The 15070-nt window shown below is 66.3% G+C and carries 13 protein-coding genes; 9 read left to right on the top strand and 4 right to left on the bottom strand.

What is annotated here, in order from left to right:
* Positions 1-95 precede the first annotated feature (95 nt).
* Together DUPY_RS06865 and DUPY_RS06870 are read left to right on the top strand one after the other, a co-directional pair.
* Complete coding sequence (locus DUPY_RS06865; protein WP_070247088.1) at positions 96-1052, top strand: GGDEF domain-containing protein; 957 nt, start codon at positions 96-98, stop codon at positions 1050-1052.
* Positions 995-2092: an AraC family transcriptional regulator gene (locus DUPY_RS06870; protein ID WP_229255264.1), complete on the top strand. Its 1098-nt coding sequence runs from the start codon at positions 995-997 to the stop codon at positions 2090-2092. Before DUPY_RS06865 ends, DUPY_RS06870 begins: the two co-directional genes overlap by 58 nt.
* Here DUPY_RS06870 and DUPY_RS06875 read toward each other — a convergent pair.
* Together DUPY_RS06875 and DUPY_RS06880 are read right to left on the bottom strand one after the other, a co-directional pair.
* Positions 2067-3002 carry a hypothetical protein gene (locus tag DUPY_RS06875; RefSeq protein WP_070247090.1) on the bottom strand — a complete coding sequence of 312 codons (936 nt, stop codon included), beginning with the start codon at positions 3000-3002 and terminating at the stop codon, positions 2067-2069. The two genes, DUPY_RS06870 and DUPY_RS06875, sit on opposite strands and share 26 nt — an antisense overlap.
* 25 nt (positions 3003-3027) lie before the next feature.
* Positions 3028-4164: a pyridoxal phosphate-dependent aminotransferase gene (locus DUPY_RS06880; RefSeq protein ID WP_070247091.1), complete on the bottom strand. Its 1137-nt coding sequence runs from the start codon at positions 4162-4164 to the stop codon at positions 3028-3030.
* 194 nt (positions 4165-4358) lie between these two features.
* On the opposite strand from DUPY_RS06880, the gene DUPY_RS06885 reads away from it, so the two are divergent.
* The 4 genes from DUPY_RS06885 (at position 4359) to DUPY_RS06900 (ending at position 10780) form a co-directional block, all read left to right on the top strand.
* The gene (locus tag DUPY_RS06885) at positions 4359-7883 is read left to right on the top strand and encodes a DUF748 domain-containing protein (RefSeq protein ID WP_229255265.1); all 3525 of its coding nucleotides are present in this window, start codon (positions 4359-4361) and stop codon (positions 7881-7883) included.
* 82 nt (positions 7884-7965) lie between these two features.
* On the top strand, positions 7966-8820 hold the full coding sequence (locus DUPY_RS06890; RefSeq protein ID WP_070247093.1) for an EamA family transporter: 855 nt from the start codon (positions 7966-7968) through the stop codon (positions 8818-8820).
* An 85-nt stretch (positions 8821-8905) separates the two neighbouring features.
* Positions 8906-10105, top strand: coding sequence for an alanine transaminase (gene alaC, locus DUPY_RS06895; protein WP_070247094.1), 1200 nt, complete (start codon positions 8906-8908; stop codon positions 10103-10105).
* 96 nt (positions 10106-10201) lie between these two features.
* Positions 10202-10780, top strand: a complete 579-nt coding sequence (locus DUPY_RS06900) for a hypothetical protein (RefSeq protein ID WP_229255266.1) — start codon at positions 10202-10204, stop codon at positions 10778-10780.
* 30 nt (positions 10781-10810) lie between these two features.
* On the opposite strand, the gene DUPY_RS06905 is transcribed toward DUPY_RS06900, so the two are convergent.
* Positions 10811-11857 (bottom strand): zinc-binding alcohol dehydrogenase family protein, encoded by a 1047-nt coding sequence (locus DUPY_RS06905; RefSeq protein WP_070247095.1) that lies wholly within the window; start codon positions 11855-11857, stop codon positions 10811-10813.
* Between the two features lie 96 nt (positions 11858-11953).
* On the opposite strand from DUPY_RS06905, the gene DUPY_RS06910 reads away from it, so the two are divergent.
* A complete protein-coding gene (locus DUPY_RS06910) occupies positions 11954-12865 on the top strand; it encodes a LysR family transcriptional regulator (protein ID WP_070247128.1) in 912 nt (303 codons plus the stop codon).
* 196 nt (positions 12866-13061) lie between these two features.
* Here the strand turns inward: DUPY_RS06910 and DUPY_RS06915 are convergent, their stop codons facing one another.
* Positions 13062-13280: a hypothetical protein gene (locus tag DUPY_RS06915; RefSeq protein WP_070247096.1), complete on the bottom strand. Its 219-nt coding sequence runs from the start codon at positions 13278-13280 to the stop codon at positions 13062-13064.
* A 173-nt stretch (positions 13281-13453) separates the two neighbouring features.
* Between DUPY_RS06915 and DUPY_RS06920 the strand changes: the two genes are divergently transcribed.
* Both DUPY_RS06920 and DUPY_RS06925 read left to right on the top strand, forming a co-directional pair.
* A complete protein-coding gene (locus DUPY_RS06920; protein WP_070247097.1) occupies positions 13454-14149 on the top strand; it encodes a phosphatase PAP2 family protein in 696 nt (231 codons plus the stop codon).
* 8 nt (positions 14150-14157) lie between these two features.
* Positions 14158-15069 (top strand): diacylglycerol/lipid kinase family protein, encoded by a 912-nt coding sequence (locus DUPY_RS06925; protein ID WP_070247098.1) that lies wholly within the window; start codon positions 14158-14160, stop codon positions 15067-15069.
* Position 15070: the final 1 nt, after the last annotated feature.

Below are 15070 nucleotides of genomic sequence, written 5' to 3' on the forward strand. Positions count from 1 at the left end.
GGTGTTGTGTATTTGCCCATCTGTGGCTTTGTCACACGGCGGTCATGTGCGGGCGCTAAGCTGCCGCCGCAGTACCCACGTTCCGGTAAAACCCCATGCTGCAATTGCACCGCTCCACCCTGATCGCTTCCTGCCTGGCGCTGGTCGCCTGCCTGTTCCTGTATGCCACCCTGGGCATCGCCAAGCCGTTCCACATGTGGAAGTGGACCGACATCGTCAGCGAAGGCGGTACCGCCGTCATGGCCGCCAGCTGGGTGTTGTTCACCCTGAGCAGCCGCCCCGGCGGCCTGGTCACGCGGCTGCTGGCCGGCGGCCTGGCGATGATCATGGTCGGCTCGTTTGCCGATTGCATGGACGAATTTTTCGCCATCAGCAAGGCGGCCCGGTGGGACCACTGGCTCGAGATGCTGGTGCCGCTGGGCATGCTGGTGCTGACCTGCGGCATGTATTACTGGCGCCACGAGCAGTTCCGCCTCAACGAGCATTTGCAAAAGCGCGAGCGCCTGTTCCGCGACCACCGCGCGTTCGATCGCATCACCCAGCTGGCCAATGCCGACTACCTGCGCCGCCAGATCCGCCTCGAACAGGCGCAGCGGCCGGGCCGGCCCTGCGCGCTGGTGCTGCTCGATATCGACCGCTTCCACCTGATCAACCGTGAATTCGGCCAGCGCGAAGGCGACCGCGTGTTGCAGGCTGTCGGCCACATGTTGCTGCTCAACCTGCGCAACGACGACCTGCTGTGCCGCTACGCCGGCGACCGCTTTGCGCTGCTGCTGCCCGACACCGGCGTGGCCGAGGCTGAAGCAATGGCGCGCCACCTGGCGGCGATGGTGGGGCAGATGCGCCACCACGCCAAGCATGGGCAAGTTGCGATCAGCGTGCGCCATGCCAGCGCCAGCGCGGAGGCCGATGCCGACGTGCTGCTGGCGGAACTGGGGCGAATGTTGGCGGCGTCGGCGCAGGCTGCGCCAGCATCGTCGGCGCAGTCCGATCAGTGGCAGCAGTCGCCTCGATCGACACACGCGGCCGCTGTCGCCGGCGCTTCAGCGTGATCGCCTACCGCCAGGTCGGCGAGTCGTTCATCGTCGCGCGCCACCAGCCGGCGCTGCTGCTCGACTACGCGCGCAGCCAGGACCTGGGCGGTGAGCAACTGCTGCGCGGCACCGGCCTGCCCGACGACGACCCGCCGGCCGCGCACGTGCTGCTGGCGCCGCAGCAATACCTGCAATTGCTGGCCAACGTGATGCGCGGCCTGGCCAGCAGCGACACCAGTTTTATGCTGGGCCAGCAAATGCTGCCCGGCCACTACGGTGCGCTCAGCCACGCCTTGCTACAGGCGCAGAACCTGCGCCAGGCACTCGATATCCTGTGCGCCGGCCATGCACGCCTGTGCCCGCTGCTGACGCCGCGCTGGCGCGAGGAAGGTACGCAGGGTGGACCTCATGGCAGCATGGCCGTGCTGTACTGGACCGACAGCTTCGGCGCACCGAGCCAGTTGCCGGCGCTGGTGGAAATGCACATGACCGCCGTCACGGCCATGTGCCGCTGGCTCGGCGGCGAGCGCCTGCCTTGGCGCTACTGCATCAATCGCAGCGCGCCGGCGCACGTGGAACAGCACCAGGCGCACCTGGGCAGCGACCTGCGCTTCAACTGCCAGTTCGACGCCATGCTGATCGACCCGCTGTGGCTCGATCGGCCGTGGCCCCGCGGCAATGCGCTGGCGGCAGCCACGGCGTTGCAGGATGTGGCGGGCGAGGCGCCGGCACTGGTGCCGAGCCTGCTGACGGCGCTGTACGACTACCTGCTCGATAACATTCGGCTGGGGCCGACCTTGGAGGGCAGTGCGGCCGCGTTCGGCGTCAGTCCGGCCACCTTCAAGCGCCACCTGGCGCGCCACGGCAGCCACTTCCAGGCCGAGCTGGACCAGGTGCGCGCGCACGTGGCGATCCACCTGTTCCAGGTGCGCGGCTATGACAACGAGGCGGTGGCGCAGTACCTGGGCTTCCACGACGCCACCAACTTCCGCCGCTCGTTCAAGCGCTGGACCGGGTTGGTGCCGAGCTTGCTCAGGGATGCGTTGTTGCGGGGGTGACCTCGCCCTCGAGGTGGTACAGCGCTTCCTGGCTCAGGTCCGGTTCGAGCGACTCGGGCGGCAGTGACACCAGCGGGCGGTCCATCGGCATGGGGAACGGTTTTGGCGCTGGCACGGGCCGGGCCGCCACCAGCGGTTTCGGTGCCGGTTCGCCGTTGAGCTCGAAGGTGATGAGGGTATCGTCGGGCCATTTGCCGTCGCCGAGCGGGGCGTTGAATTCCAGGTCCTTGCCATTGCCAGCCTTGACCTGCTGGCGCGAGCCGGCCGTGTAGGTGATGCGGTCGTACGGCGCGGGTGCGTCGAACACCTTGCCCTCGTCGCGCTCGCATGGGCCCTTTTCAAACCAGCTCTTGGCGTCGAGCATCAAGCGTTCGCGCAACATGTCTTTTTTCAGGATCCTGACCTGGACTTCGCACGCCAGCCGCAGGTCGCCCAGGCGCAGCACGTTGGGCGGCAGGTCGGGCGTGCGCACGTAGACGATCGGGTGCTGGTACAGGCCTGACGGAAAGCGCCGGCTCATCACCACGTACGCGCCGTCGGACCGGGCGCGCTCGTTCGGTGGCAGCACAAAGCTCAGGTCGGGCGCCAGCGGCAGCGGCACCGACCAGCCCTTGACGGCGATGGCGGCGCTGGAGTCTTCGGTCACGCCATCCTTGACCTTGGGCGGCAGCATGCCCTTGGGCATCTTGTAGCGCATGGTAGCGCCCGGCGCCAGTCGCGAGCTGAGGCGCTCGAACGTGTCGACGCCGGCTTCCAGCCCCTTGTAGCTCCAGGCCATCTGGACGGTGCCGGACTGCAGCGGGCCGATGACCGTGACGGCGGCGTCGCCGAGCGGGGAGGGGGCTTGCGCGCCGGCGCCCTGGTGTACCAGGAGCAGCGCGGCCAGGGTGATAGTCGTTAGATTATGCATTGTTACGCATTGTTTTTATCAGGTTTTAGCGGGCAGCCTGCGCCGCAAACCACGGCTGCAGGCGGGCGATGGCATCGACGATTTGCGGTGTGGACACGGCAAAACTCATGCGGAAGAAATGGCGGCCGTCCACCGGGTCGAAGTCGATGCCCGGGGCGGTGGCCACGCCGGTGTCCTGCAACAGGCGCTGGCAAAAGTCCAGGCTGTCGTCGGTCAGGTGGGCGATGCTGGCATAAATATAGAACGCGCCGTCGGGCGGGGCGATGGCGCGCAGGCCCAGGTCGGGCAGCGCGGCCAGCAGCAGGCGGCGGTTTTCCGCGTACACGTGCAGGTGGCTGTCGAGTTCGGCCAGGTCGTCGAAGGCGGCCAGCGCCGCGTGCTGGCTCAGCGACGGCGCGGTCAGGAACAGGTTGCCGCAGTAAGCCTGCGCACGGGCCACGTGATCCGGCGGCACCAGCAACCAGCCCAGGCGCCAGCCGGCCATGCTGAAGTACTTGGAAAAACTGCTCACCACCAGCGCCTCCGGTGCGTAGGCCAGGATGGTCTGGGCCGGCGCCACGTAGCTCAGGCCGTGGTAGATCTCGTCCGAGATGATGCGGATGCCGCGTTCGCGGCACACCTCGGCAATCGCGGCCAGTTCCTCGGCGGCGATCAGGGTGCCGGTGGGATTGGCCGGGCTGGCGATGATCACGGCGGCGGGCGCCGGTTCGAGCGCGGCCAGCGCAGCGGCGGTGAGCTGGTAGCGCACTTCGGGACCGCAGGCGATTTCCACCGGTTGCAGGTGCAACGCTTTCAAGGCATTGCGGTAGGCCACGTAGCCGGGCCGCGCCAGCGCCACGCGGTCGCCGGGAGAAAACAGGGAATTCAAGGCCAGCACCAGTGCCGGCGACGCGCCGCAAGTGAGCACGAAGCGTTCGGCATCGACCGTCACGCCGTAACGCTCCTGGTAGTGGCGCGCCAGGCGCTGCTTGAGCGGCGCGCTTTCCCAGTAGCCCATGGCGTCGTCGTCCAGCACCGCGTGCGCGCGGGCAATCGCCGCCGGCGGCGCGCCGGTGGACGGCTGGCCGAATTCCATGTGAATAATGGAACGGCCCTGCGCCTTGAGGGCGTGGGCCAGGCGGCTGATGGCGATGGCGTGGAACGGTTCGAGTTGGGCTTGCATACTGTTGCTTTTTACGTCACGAGTCGGCGATTTTCGTATTGTAAGCCCTGCACGAATTACTTGGCGGACTCGGCGGGCGCTACGGTGCCAGTCATCACGTCGCTCTCGCCCCCCGTGCCAGCGGCCTGCTGGTCGATCGCGCCAGGCAGGGAATATAATGCCGGTTGTTGCAACTTTGTATAGATGAGCGGGCGATGGGCAAAAGGTGGAAGCGGTGGAGCTTGGGCGTGGCTGGCGCGGTGGGGCTGTACGCGGCGGCGGGCGGCTGGGTGTTGCCGCAGCTGCTCAAGGCGCAGTTGCCCAAGCTGGCCGAAAGCCGTCTCGAGCGCAAGGCCAGCGTGGGCGCGCTGCGGTTCAATCCGTTCACCTTGCGCCTTGAAGCGCAGGACCTGGTGCTGACCGAAGCCGATGGCGCGCCGCTGCTCGCGGTGGGGGCGCTGGCGGTGGAGTTGCAATGGCGCTCGCTGCTGCGCCGGGCCTGGACCCTGGCCGAGGTGCGCATCGTGGCGCCTTCGGCGCAACTGGCGATCGACAAGAATGGCTCGTTCAACCTCGCGCGCCTGATCGACACCCTCAACCGCGACCGCACCGAAGAGCCGCCTGCACCAGCGCCGCGCCTGGTGATCGAGCACTTCGTGCTGGAGCAGGGCAAGCTGGCGCTGCACGACCGCCATGCCGGCTACGACGACACTTACACGCCGATCGCCTTCGAACTGCGCAACCTGAGCACGCTGCCGAACCAGCACGGCGACTACACGCTGAGCGCCGATGCCGGGCGCGGCGGCAAGCTGCACTGGCAGGGACGGGCCAGTCTTGCTCCCTTGAGCGGCAGCGGCGCGCTGGTGCTGCGCAATGTCGCCTTGCCGGGGCTGGCGCCGTATCTGCAAACGTTGGCGGGGGTAACGCTGGCACAGGGGCGGCTGTCGGCTACCTTGCCCTACCACTACGCCTACGCCGACGGCAAGCTCGACGCCCGCCTGCCCGGCGCTTCGATCACGCTTGACCGGGTGGCGCTGGGACTGGCCGGCAGGCCGGCGCTGAAGATGGACGCACACCGTATCAAGCTGGGCCTGGGCCTGCACGCGCGCACTGCCGCCAGCGGCGTGCAGCTCGACATCGATCAGGCTGGCCTGGCCGTGGAACAGCTGGCGCTGGCCAACGGCGCGGCTGCGCCGGTAACGGTGGCGCGGCTCGGTATCGAGGACGGCGCGCTCGACCTGGCGGCACGGCGCGCCAGCGTCGGACGTTTTTACGCGGAAGGCGGCGAGCTCGATTTGTCGCGGGACGCGGCTGGCAAGTTGCGTTTGCTGGAGGGTTGGCAGACAGACGCCCGTGATACTGGTCGCGCGGATGGCGGCAACCCTGGCAACCCCGCTCATGACGGCGGTGGCAACAGTGTCACTGTCGCCGAGGTTGACGGCGGCACCAACGGTACCAACGGCAGCAACGGTAGCAACGGCACCAACGGTACCAACGGCAGCAACGGCCGCAGCGGCAACGGCACCAACGGCCACACTGGCGACAAGACTGGCGTCGCGCGCTCGGCGCCGGCCGGCAAGCCCTGGGCCGCCGTCATCGAGTCGGTGCAAGTGCGGGGTTTCGGCGCGCTGGTCGATGATGCGGCCAGCGGCGTCAAGGTCCACCTGGAAGATTTTTTTCTGAACCTGGCGCACGCCGGCACCGACCTCGAGCGTCCGGTCGTGTTCGACGGCGGCGTTGGCCTGCGCGAGGGCGGCCAGTTGAGCGCCAGCGGATCGTTCGTGCCGGCCGGCGCCGTGGTCGATGCCACGCTGGCCTTGAACGGTTTGGCGCTGGCGCCGTTGCAGCCGCTGCTCGACAAACACGTCAAGCTCCAGGTGGCCGATGGCAGCGTGTCGGCCGCCGGCCGCCTGCGCACCGGCGGCAGTGGCTCAAGTGGTCCAAGTGGCTCCCATGGCGCCGACCAGGGCGCGCCGGCGCTGCGCTACGACGGCTGGCTCGAGGTGGCGCGGCTGGCGCTCAACGAGCACGATGGCGATCACTTCGCGCACTGGAAATCGGTCCGCGCCGACCAGGTGGCGCTCACGCTGGGCCCGGACCGGCTCGAAGTGGCCGAGCTGCGCGTGGTCGAACCGAACGCCATCCTGATCATCAACAGCGACCGCAGCCTCAACGCCCAGCGCCTGCTGGTGCAACGTCCGGTAGTCGCGCCGACCACCTCCGCGCCTGCAGCCGGCGTGCCAGCCGAGCCTCTGGCGACAGGCGCTGCGCCAACCGCCGCGCCAGCAGGAGCGGCCACATCGGTGGCTGGTGCTCCGGCGACCGTGCGGCCGGTTGGGTTCCCTGCAACGCGTACCGAAGCCATCGCAGAACCGTTCCCGGTGCGGGTGCGCCGAGTGCGCGTTGAAAACGCCAAGCTCGACTTCACCGACCTCAGCCTGCGACCGCAGTTTGCCGCCAGGGTGGTGGAGTTGAACGGCATCGTCTCCGGCCTGTCCACCCGGCCCGGCGCCCGCGCCCAGATCGAGCTCGACGGCCGGGTGGACGATTACGGCCTGGCGCGCATACGCGGCCAGTTGAATCCCTTTGCGCTGACCGACCACACCGACGTGCAAGTGATGTTCAAGAATCTCGACCTGGTATCGGCTTCGCCATACAGCATGAAGTTTGCCGGCTACAAGATCGCGCAAGGCAAGGTTTCGCTCGATCTCGACTACCAGGTGCGGCATGGCGCGCTGCAAGGCAGCAACCGCATGGTGCTCGACCAGCTGACCCTGGGCGAACGGATCGACAGTCCCGACGCGCTCAAGCTGCCGCTGGAACTGGCGCTGGCGCTGCTCAAGGACGCCGACGGCCGCATCGATCTCGGTGTGCCCGTTTCGGGCAACCTCGACGATCCGCAGTTCAGCTATGGCGCGGTGCTGTGGAAGGCCGTCGGCAACATCATGACGCGGGCGGTGACGGCGCCGTTCCGCGCGCTGGGCCGTTTATTCGGTGTCGATGGCGAGCGTTTGCAGGCGGTGGAGTTCGATGCCGGCAGCGACCGCCTGCTGCCGCCCGAGCGCGAAAAATTGCAGCAGGTGGCGCAATTGCTGGCGAAAAAGCCGGAGCTGGCGCTGGCCGTGCCGGCCCGCTACAGCCGAACGGCTGACGGCCTGGCCCTGCGCACCCAGGCGCTGCGCCGCACGGTGCTGGCGCGCGCCGGCGTGCGGGTCGAAGCCGATGAGCAGCCCGGTCCGCTTGACCTCGGCGGCCGCAAGCTGCGCGCCGCCTTGCGCGACCTGTATGCCGAACGCTTTGGCAAGGACGCGCTGGCGCAGCAGAAGCTGGCGGCGGAGCAGGCGGGCGGTGGCGGCGCTGCCGATCTTGGCCCGGTTGCCGGTAACGGGGCGGTCTCTGCTTCTGCTTCTGCCGCTGCCGCTGCCGGCGGCGCATCAGGCAAGCTGCCGCTGCTGCAGCGGCTTGGCAAGCTGGTGCAGGGCGAACCGCAGGTGGCCGATCCGTCCGCCTTCTACGCGGCCTTGCAGGCGCAACTGGTCGAGCGGCAGGAGTTGGCGGCAGACGCCTTGTCGCAACTGGCTGCGCGCCGTGCCGCCACCATCGTCGCCCAGCTCAAGCTGGCCGGCGCCGGTGCCCACGCTGGTGCCGGTACCGTGGCGGTCAAGGCCGGTGCGCCTGAAGATGTGAAGGTGGCGCCGGGCCGGCCGGTCGCGCTGGCGCTGGAATTGTCGGCCAGATGATGACGATCAATCATGCAACCGGGCCCGCTGCCTCCGGCAGGGCGCGCCTGCACCGCTGGACGCACGCAACAGGCGAAAACCGATGACGACAGAAAAATCCATCACCCCCGGCAGCCCGGTGCTGGCCGGCCTGGCGCTGCTGGCCAGCCAGGTCTCGCTCAACGCCGGCGCGGCCGTGGCCAAGTACCTGTTTCCGCTGGTCGGCGTCGAGGGCGTGACCGCGTACCGGATCGGCTTTGCCGCCTTGCTGATGATGGCGATCTTCCGGCCGTGGCGGGTGCCGCTCACCTGGCGCCAGGCCGGCAACGTCGCCGTGTACGGCAGCGTGATCGGCCTGATGAATTTGCTGATCTACCGGTCGTTCAGCCATATTCCGATGGGCATTGCGGTGGCCATCGAAGTGTCCGGGCCGCTGGCGGTGGCGGTGTGGACCTCGCGCCGGCCGCGCGACCTGGCGGCGGTGGGGCTGGCGGTGCTGGGCCTGTATTTCCTGTTGCCGATCCACGGCAAGGTCGATCAGCTCGACCCGGTCGGCGTGGCGTATGCGGCCGGGGCGGCCGTGTGCTGGGCGCTGTACATCGTGTTCGGCAAGCGCGTGTCGGTGATGCACGGCGGCCAGGCGGTGGCCTGGGGCATGACGGCCGGCGCGCTGTTCATCGTGCCGCTCGGCGCATGGACGTCGGGCGCGGTGCTGCTCACGCCCACCTTCATGGCGGTGGGGCTGGCAATCGCGGTGATGTCGAGCGCCTTGCCGTACACGCTGGAGATGTTGTCGATGCGCAGCCTGTCGTCGCGCACCTTCAGCATGTTCAGCAGCGCGGCGCCTGCGCTCAGCGCACTGGCCGGCATGGTACTGCTGGGCGAGCACCTGACGCCCACCCAGTGGCTGGCGATTGCCAGCATTGTTGCGGCCTCGGCACTGACCACCTTGCGTTGAACTTCAGAATTCGGCTAGTATGGATTCCGGTGCAACATTGCATCGACGTCGCTCGGACGGTTCCGGGCGCTTACGTGAGACTTCCATGACTGACACCCAAACTCCGCGCAAATTTTCGCGCATCGATCGCCTGCCTCCCTATGTTTTCAATGTCACCGCCGAGCTCAAGCTGGCGGCGCGCCGCCGTGGCGAAGACATCATCGACATGTCGATGGGTAATCCTGATGGCGCCACGCCGTCGCACATCGTCGACAAGCTGGTCGATACCGTGCGCCGGCCCGACACCCACGGCTACTCCGCCTCCAAGGGCATTCCGCGCCTGCGCCGGGCGATTACCAGGTGGTACCAGACCCGCTACGCCGTCGAGTTCGATCCCGACTCGGAAGCTATCGTCACCATCGGCTCCAAGGAGGGCCTGGCGCACCTGATGCTGGCCACGCTCGACGCTGGCGACACCGTGCTGGTGCCCAACCCCAGCTACCCGATCCACATCTGGGGCGCGGTGATCGCCGGCGCCAATATCCGCTCGGTGCGCATGACGCCCGGCGTCGATTTCTTCGAGGAGCTCGAGCGCGCGGTGCGCGAGAGCTACCCCAAGCCGAAGATGATGATCCTCGGCTTCCCGTCCAACCCCACCGCGCAGTGCGTGGAACTGGAGTTTTTCGAACGGGTGGTGGCGCTGGCCCGCCAGCACGATATCCTGGTGGTGCACGACCTCGCTTACGCCGACATCACCTATGACGGCTGGCAGGCGCCGTCGATCATGCAGGTGCCGGGCGCGCGCGACGTGGCAGTGGAATTTTTCACCATGAGCAAAAGCTACAATATGGCCGGCTGGCGCATCGGCTTCATGGTCGGTAACAAGGAGCTGGTGGCGGCGCTGGCGCGCATCAAGAGCTACCACGACTACGGCAGTTTCACGCCGGTGCAGGTGGCCGCGATTGCCGCGCTCGAAGGCGACCAGGGCTGCGTGGAAGAGATCCGCGCCATGTACCAGGGCCGCCGCGACGTGCTGCACAAGGGCTTGTGCGAGGCGGGTTGGCCGGTGGATAAACCGAAGGCCTCGATGTACATCTGGGCCCGCATACCGGAAGCGTACCGGCACCTGGGCTCGCTGGAATTTTCCAAGCTGCTGCTGGCCGAGGCCAAGGTGTGCGTCTCGCCCGGCATCGGCTTCGGCGAATACGGCGACGACTACGTGCGCTTCGCGTTGATCGAAAACGAGGCGCGCATTCGCCAGGGACTGCGTGGCATCAAAGCCATGTTGCGCAAAAAAGCCACGTAGCTGCCGTGTAAATTTGCGCAAAGTTTAATCGGTATCAAATAGATTGTTTGATCAGACGGCTATGGTGGGGTTTCGTTTGCTATCGGAGCCACCACCATGACCACCGTTCCTGTCGGCGACAGCACCCGCCACCTGATTGCCGCCGTTAAAAAACTCGAACACTCGCTGCACACGTCCGGCCTGCCGCGCTGGATGTCGCGCCTGCCGGTCTGGTGGCTGAGCTGGCACTACTCCCGCATGCTCGACCATAAAATCGCCCGCATGCGGCGCATCGCGCGCAAGTTCGAGTCGTGGCTGCCGGCCATCCGCGCAGCCGACCAGGACCCGCGCACCCGGCTCGAGTTCATCGACCTGGACCACGCCATGCACGACGACATCGACGCCACCCGCCAGACCATGTGGGAGCTGCGTGCCTACTGCATCGACATCGCCACCATGTTCGGCCAGCTGGGCTACCAGTCGGCGCAGCTGAACCGGCGCCAGCGCCTGTTTTTGTCGGTGATCGAGCAAACCTGTGTGCAGGCCGCCACCATGCAAGAGACGCTGGTGGCGCACGATACCCGGGTGCTGGCGCTGTTGCAGCAGTCTCAGCAGTCGCGGCCGGAGCAAAGCCCGCACAGCCAACCGGGGTCGGATCCCGCCGGGGTCCGACCCCAAGAGGCGAGGGCGGCTTAACGCCGCCAGTGTGGTTCCGGGCTCAGCCTCTTAAAACCCTTCCAGCACGATCTTGCCCTTGGCGCGGTTGCTCTCGATCAGCGCGTGCGCGCGCTTGAGATTGGCCGCGTTGATGGCGCCGTACCGTTCACCCAGCGTGGTCTTGAGCACGCCCGAATCGACCAGTTGCGCTACGTCGTTCAGCAGCTGATGCTGCTGCGCCATGTCGTCGGTCTGGAACATCGAACGGGTGAACATGAATTCCCAGTGCAGCGATACGCTCTTGCGCTTGAGCAGGCGCACGTCGATGGCAGCCGGGTCGTCGATCAGCGCCACCTTGCCCTGCGGCGCCACCAGTTCGGCAATCGCCGGCCAGTGGTGGTCGGTCTGGTTCAGTGCGGCCACATAGGTCACCGGCGGCAGGCCCAGGCGGGCGATTTCTTCATTCAACGGCTTGCTGTGGTCGATCACGTGGTGGGCGCCCAGTTCGGTCACCCACTGCGCCGTGTCGTCGCGCGAAGCGGTGCCGATCACGGTCAGGCCGGTCAGCTGGCGCGCCAGTTGCACCAGGATCGAACCGACCCCGCCGGCCGCGCCGATCACCAGCAGCGATTGGCCGGTGACGCCGGTGGCACCCATGACACCTTTGTCCCCGTTGTCACCGTTGCGGCTGACCTGCAGCCGCTCGAACAGCAATTCCCACGCAGTGATGGCGGTCAGCGGCAGGGCGGCCGCCTGGGCAAAGTCGAGCGTGCGCGGCTTGTGGCCGACGATGCGCTCGTCCACCAGGTGCAGTTCGCTGTTGGTGCCGGGGCGGGTGAGGTCGCCTGCGTACCAGACTTCGTCGCCGGGCTTGAACATGGTGACGTCGGGGCCGACCGCCTGCACCACGCCGGCCGCATCCCAGCCGATCACCTTGGCGGCGCCATCGGAAGGCGGGGCGTTGGCGCGGATTTTGACATCTACCGGGTTGACCGAAATGGCCTTGACCGCCACCAGCAGGTCGCGCCCCTGCGCTTGCGGGGCGGGCAGGTCGATATCGAGCAGGGCGTTGGCGTCGGTAATGGGCAGGGACTGGCGGTAGGCGATGGCTTTCATGGGAACTCCGTTGAGATTAAGTCAGCGTATGATCATTTATTTCGCGGACGCGAAAAAGAGCCATTTGGCTGAAACACTTTCAAGGAAATGAAGATATTGCTGCGATTCGACGATTTGATGGTGTTTGTGCGCACGGCCGAGCGGGGCAGCCTGTCGGCGGCGGCGCGCGAGCTGGAGATTTCGCCGGCGCTGGCCAGCGCAGCGGTCAAACGGCTGGAAGGTGAGCTTGGCATACGCCTGTTCGCCCGCACCACGCGCTCACTGCGCCTGACCGACGAAGGCGAACGCTACCTGCGCCACGCACGTGCAGCGCTGCGCGCGCTGCAGGACGGCCACGATGCTGTCATCGAAGGCAAGGAAACCCTCGGTGGCGTGCTGAAAATCTCGATGCCGTCCGACCTGGGCCGCAATATGCTGGTGGGCTGGCTCGACCAGTTCCAGGCCCTGTATCCCAAGGTGAGTTACCAGCTCAGCGTAAGCGACCGCCTGTCGGATTTGTACCGTCAGCCGGTGGATATCGCCATCCGTTACGGCGTGCAGGACGACTCCAACCTGATCGCGCTGCCGCTGGCGCCCGACAACCGCCGGGTGCTGGTGGCATCGCCCGACTACGTGCGGCGCCACGGCGCCTTGGCCGACCTGCGCGACCTGTCGCGCCACAACTGCCTGCGCTTCATGCTCGACGACGTGATCCATGACCGCTGGAATTTCTATCCGGCCCACGGCGCGCCCGCCAAGGGGACGCCGGTAGCGGTGCAGGTCCATGGCGACCGCAGTGCCGACGATGCCGACCTGGTGCGGCGCTGGGCCGTGGCCGGGGTAGGCGTCGCCTACAAATCCCGGCTGGACGTGAGCGGTGATCTCCGCGCCGGGCGGCTGGTGGTGCTGATGCCGGACGTGGCCGGCGAGCCGACGCCGCTGCACATGGTGTGCATGCACCGGTCGCAGGTGTCGCCGACGGTGCTGGCCTTGCGGGATTTTCTGCGTGAACAGTGCGGCAAGGCTTAGAAGACCATTAAGCCGGGGCGAGCTCTACTGTGCTGCGCGGAAAAACAGTTAACATGGATGCAGTGTTTTCACTTGGGCGTTTGACGGTGGGCCAGTTGCCAGATCCAGGTGAGGAGCGCCTGGGAGCTGGCGGCATCTGCCGGGCTATCGGGCGACTGGATCGGGCAACTGGTACCGACAACTGCTAGAGCAACCATTAGTGCGCCTTCGACATGATGAGCAGCCAGCGGCGGCACAGCAGGATCTCGAGGTGGCCGGCTTGCACACCGGTGTCGCACTCGATGACCGGGTTGACCGCATAGAAGCGTTTGCGGAAGTCACGACAGACCAGCAATTCGCGCTTGCCCATGCGAACCGTGAACGAGGTTGGCATGTATTCGAGACCGAAACGGGAGCTGAGGCTGCTGTTGATCATGACATTTCCTTTAGGGCGATGTGTTTAACGAGGAGTTCAGAATAGCATAACTACTGTATGGATAAACAGGTACTGTGTAAATAAACAGTAAATTCGTTGTTTTGTGATTTTTACGCCAACTTCTACGGCGACCCACGCGGAGGCACCAAATTTTTAGCAAACTCTTACGTTTTATGGGGGCAAGACTGACTCCCGGCGGCCAGTTCGGCCTGCACCTGACCCTGGGCGTGCTGATCATGATCGTCTCGGTCGGCATCTTCGGCCAGATCACCGACGAGGTGACTGACCAGGACGCCATCACGGTCTTGGACTTGCAAATCGCCCATTGGTTCAATGCCAACCACGTCGAGCCGTACACCAGCTTCATGCTGTTCATTTCCTTCGTGCACAAGGTGGGCGGCATGATCGTGCTGGTGGGCGCTTTCGGTTATTACCTGTGGCGCCGCCAGCAGCGTTACTGGCTGCTGGCGCTGGGTGTGACTGTTTTGCCGGGCATGATCCTGAACGTGGTGCTCAAGCAGGTGTTCCAGCGCAGCCGGCCGTTCTTCGAGGAGCCGCTGGTCACGCTGTCCACCTACAGCTTCCCCAGCGGCCACACGGCGGCGGCCACGCTGTTCTACGGCGTGCTGGCCTGCTACATCATGATCGCTTGCAAGGGCTGGAGTGTGCGTTTGGCAACAGCGGCATTCTGCATGCTGATGATATTCTTGGTGGCATTCAGTCGCGTGTACCTCGGCGCGCACTATTTGAGCGATGTGCTGGCCGCGATGGCAAGCAGCGCAGCCTGGTTGACGATCTGTATTACCGCCATCTCCACGCTGCGCCGCCGTAGCGAAGCGCGTTCGCTTGCAGCCAACGGAATTATGTAAGGAACTGCGTGCTCAATTCGATAGTCGTCATCATCAACGCCAGCGCCGGTCTCGGCTACTGCGGCGGCTGGTCCGCTGCGCTGGCGGAAAAATTCCGTCGCCACGGTGTCGAGCCGGACATCCTGCTGGCCAAGAGCGGTGCGGAGATGATCGAGCGCGCGCGCCGCGCTGTGGCAGACAAGGTGACGGTCGTGGTGGCAGGCGGAGGCGACGGCACCATCAATTGCGTGGCCTCGCAGCTGGTGGGCACCGACACCCACCTGGGCGTGCTGGCGCTCGGCACCCTCAACCATTTCGCCAAGGATCTCGATATCCCGCTCGACCTCGACGAGGCCGTGGCCCACGCGGTCACCGGCAAGCCGTTGCGGGTGGACGTGGGCGAGGTCAATGGCCGCATCTTCCTCAACAATTCCAGCCTTGGCATCTACCCGGACCTGGTGCGCGACCGCGAGGAGCAGCAAAAAAAACTCGGCCGCAGCAAGTGGCACGCATTCGGCCGCGCGCTGTTCGTGGTGCTGCGCCGCTTTCCGTTCATGCGGGTGCGGCTGACCATCAATGGCGAAGAACACCTGCGCCGCACGCCCTTCGTTTTCATCGGCAACAACGAGTACCTGCAAGGCTTCACCATGGGCGCGCGCGAGCGGCTCGACAGCGGCAAGCTGGTCATGTACGTGGCGCAAAAGCCCACCCGGCTGGCGCTGTTCCGCTACGCCATCCACGCGCTGTTCAACCGCCTGTCCGAGGCGCGCGATTTCGACGTGCTGACCGCCACCGAGCTGGAGATCGACACCCGCCACCGCCATCTGCGCGTGGCCACCGACGGCGAAGTCACTGAAATGAAGCCACCGCTCAAGTACCGCTCGCGCGCCGGCGCGCTGAGCGTGATCGCGCCCGGCCGCACCATCACGCGAGGAAATTGAT

Source organism: Duganella phyllosphaerae (assembly GCF_001758785.1).
Lineage (GTDB): Bacteria > Pseudomonadota > Gammaproteobacteria > Burkholderiales > Burkholderiaceae_D > Rugamonas > Rugamonas phyllosphaerae.

What these genes read in the sequence shown, in the direction of transcription:
- DUPY_RS06865 (WP_070247088.1), top strand. Translation starts at nt 96, where the DNA reads ATGCTGCAATTGCACCGCTCCACCCTGATCGCTTCCTGCCTGGCGCTG.
- DUPY_RS06920 (WP_070247097.1), top strand. Translation starts at nt 13,454, where the DNA reads ATGGGGGCAAGACTGACTCCCGGCGGCCAGTTCGGCCTGCACCTGACC.
- DUPY_RS06890 (WP_070247093.1), top strand. Translation starts at nt 7,966, where the DNA reads ATGACGACAGAAAAATCCATCACCCCCGGCAGCCCGGTGCTGGCCGGC.
- DUPY_RS06885 (WP_229255265.1), top strand. Translation starts at nt 4,359, where the DNA reads ATGGGCAAAAGGTGGAAGCGGTGGAGCTTGGGCGTGGCTGGCGCGGTG.
- DUPY_RS06900 (WP_229255266.1), top strand. Translation starts at nt 10,202, where the DNA reads ATGACCACCGTTCCTGTCGGCGACAGCACCCGCCACCTGATTGCCGCC.
- DUPY_RS06875 (WP_070247090.1), bottom strand. Translation starts at nt 3,002, where the DNA reads ATGCATAATCTAACGACTATCACCCTGGCCGCGCTGCTCCTGGTACAC.
- DUPY_RS06905 (WP_070247095.1), bottom strand. Translation starts at nt 11,857, where the DNA reads ATGAAAGCCATCGCCTACCGCCAGTCCCTGCCCATTACCGACGCCAAC.
- alaC (WP_070247094.1), top strand. Translation starts at nt 8,906, where the DNA reads ATGACTGACACCCAAACTCCGCGCAAATTTTCGCGCATCGATCGCCTG.
- DUPY_RS06915 (WP_070247096.1), bottom strand. Translation starts at nt 13,280, where the DNA reads ATGATCAACAGCAGCCTCAGCTCCCGTTTCGGTCTCGAATACATGCCA.
- DUPY_RS06880 (WP_070247091.1), bottom strand. Translation starts at nt 4,164, where the DNA reads ATGCAAGCCCAACTCGAACCGTTCCACGCCATCGCCATCAGCCGCCTG.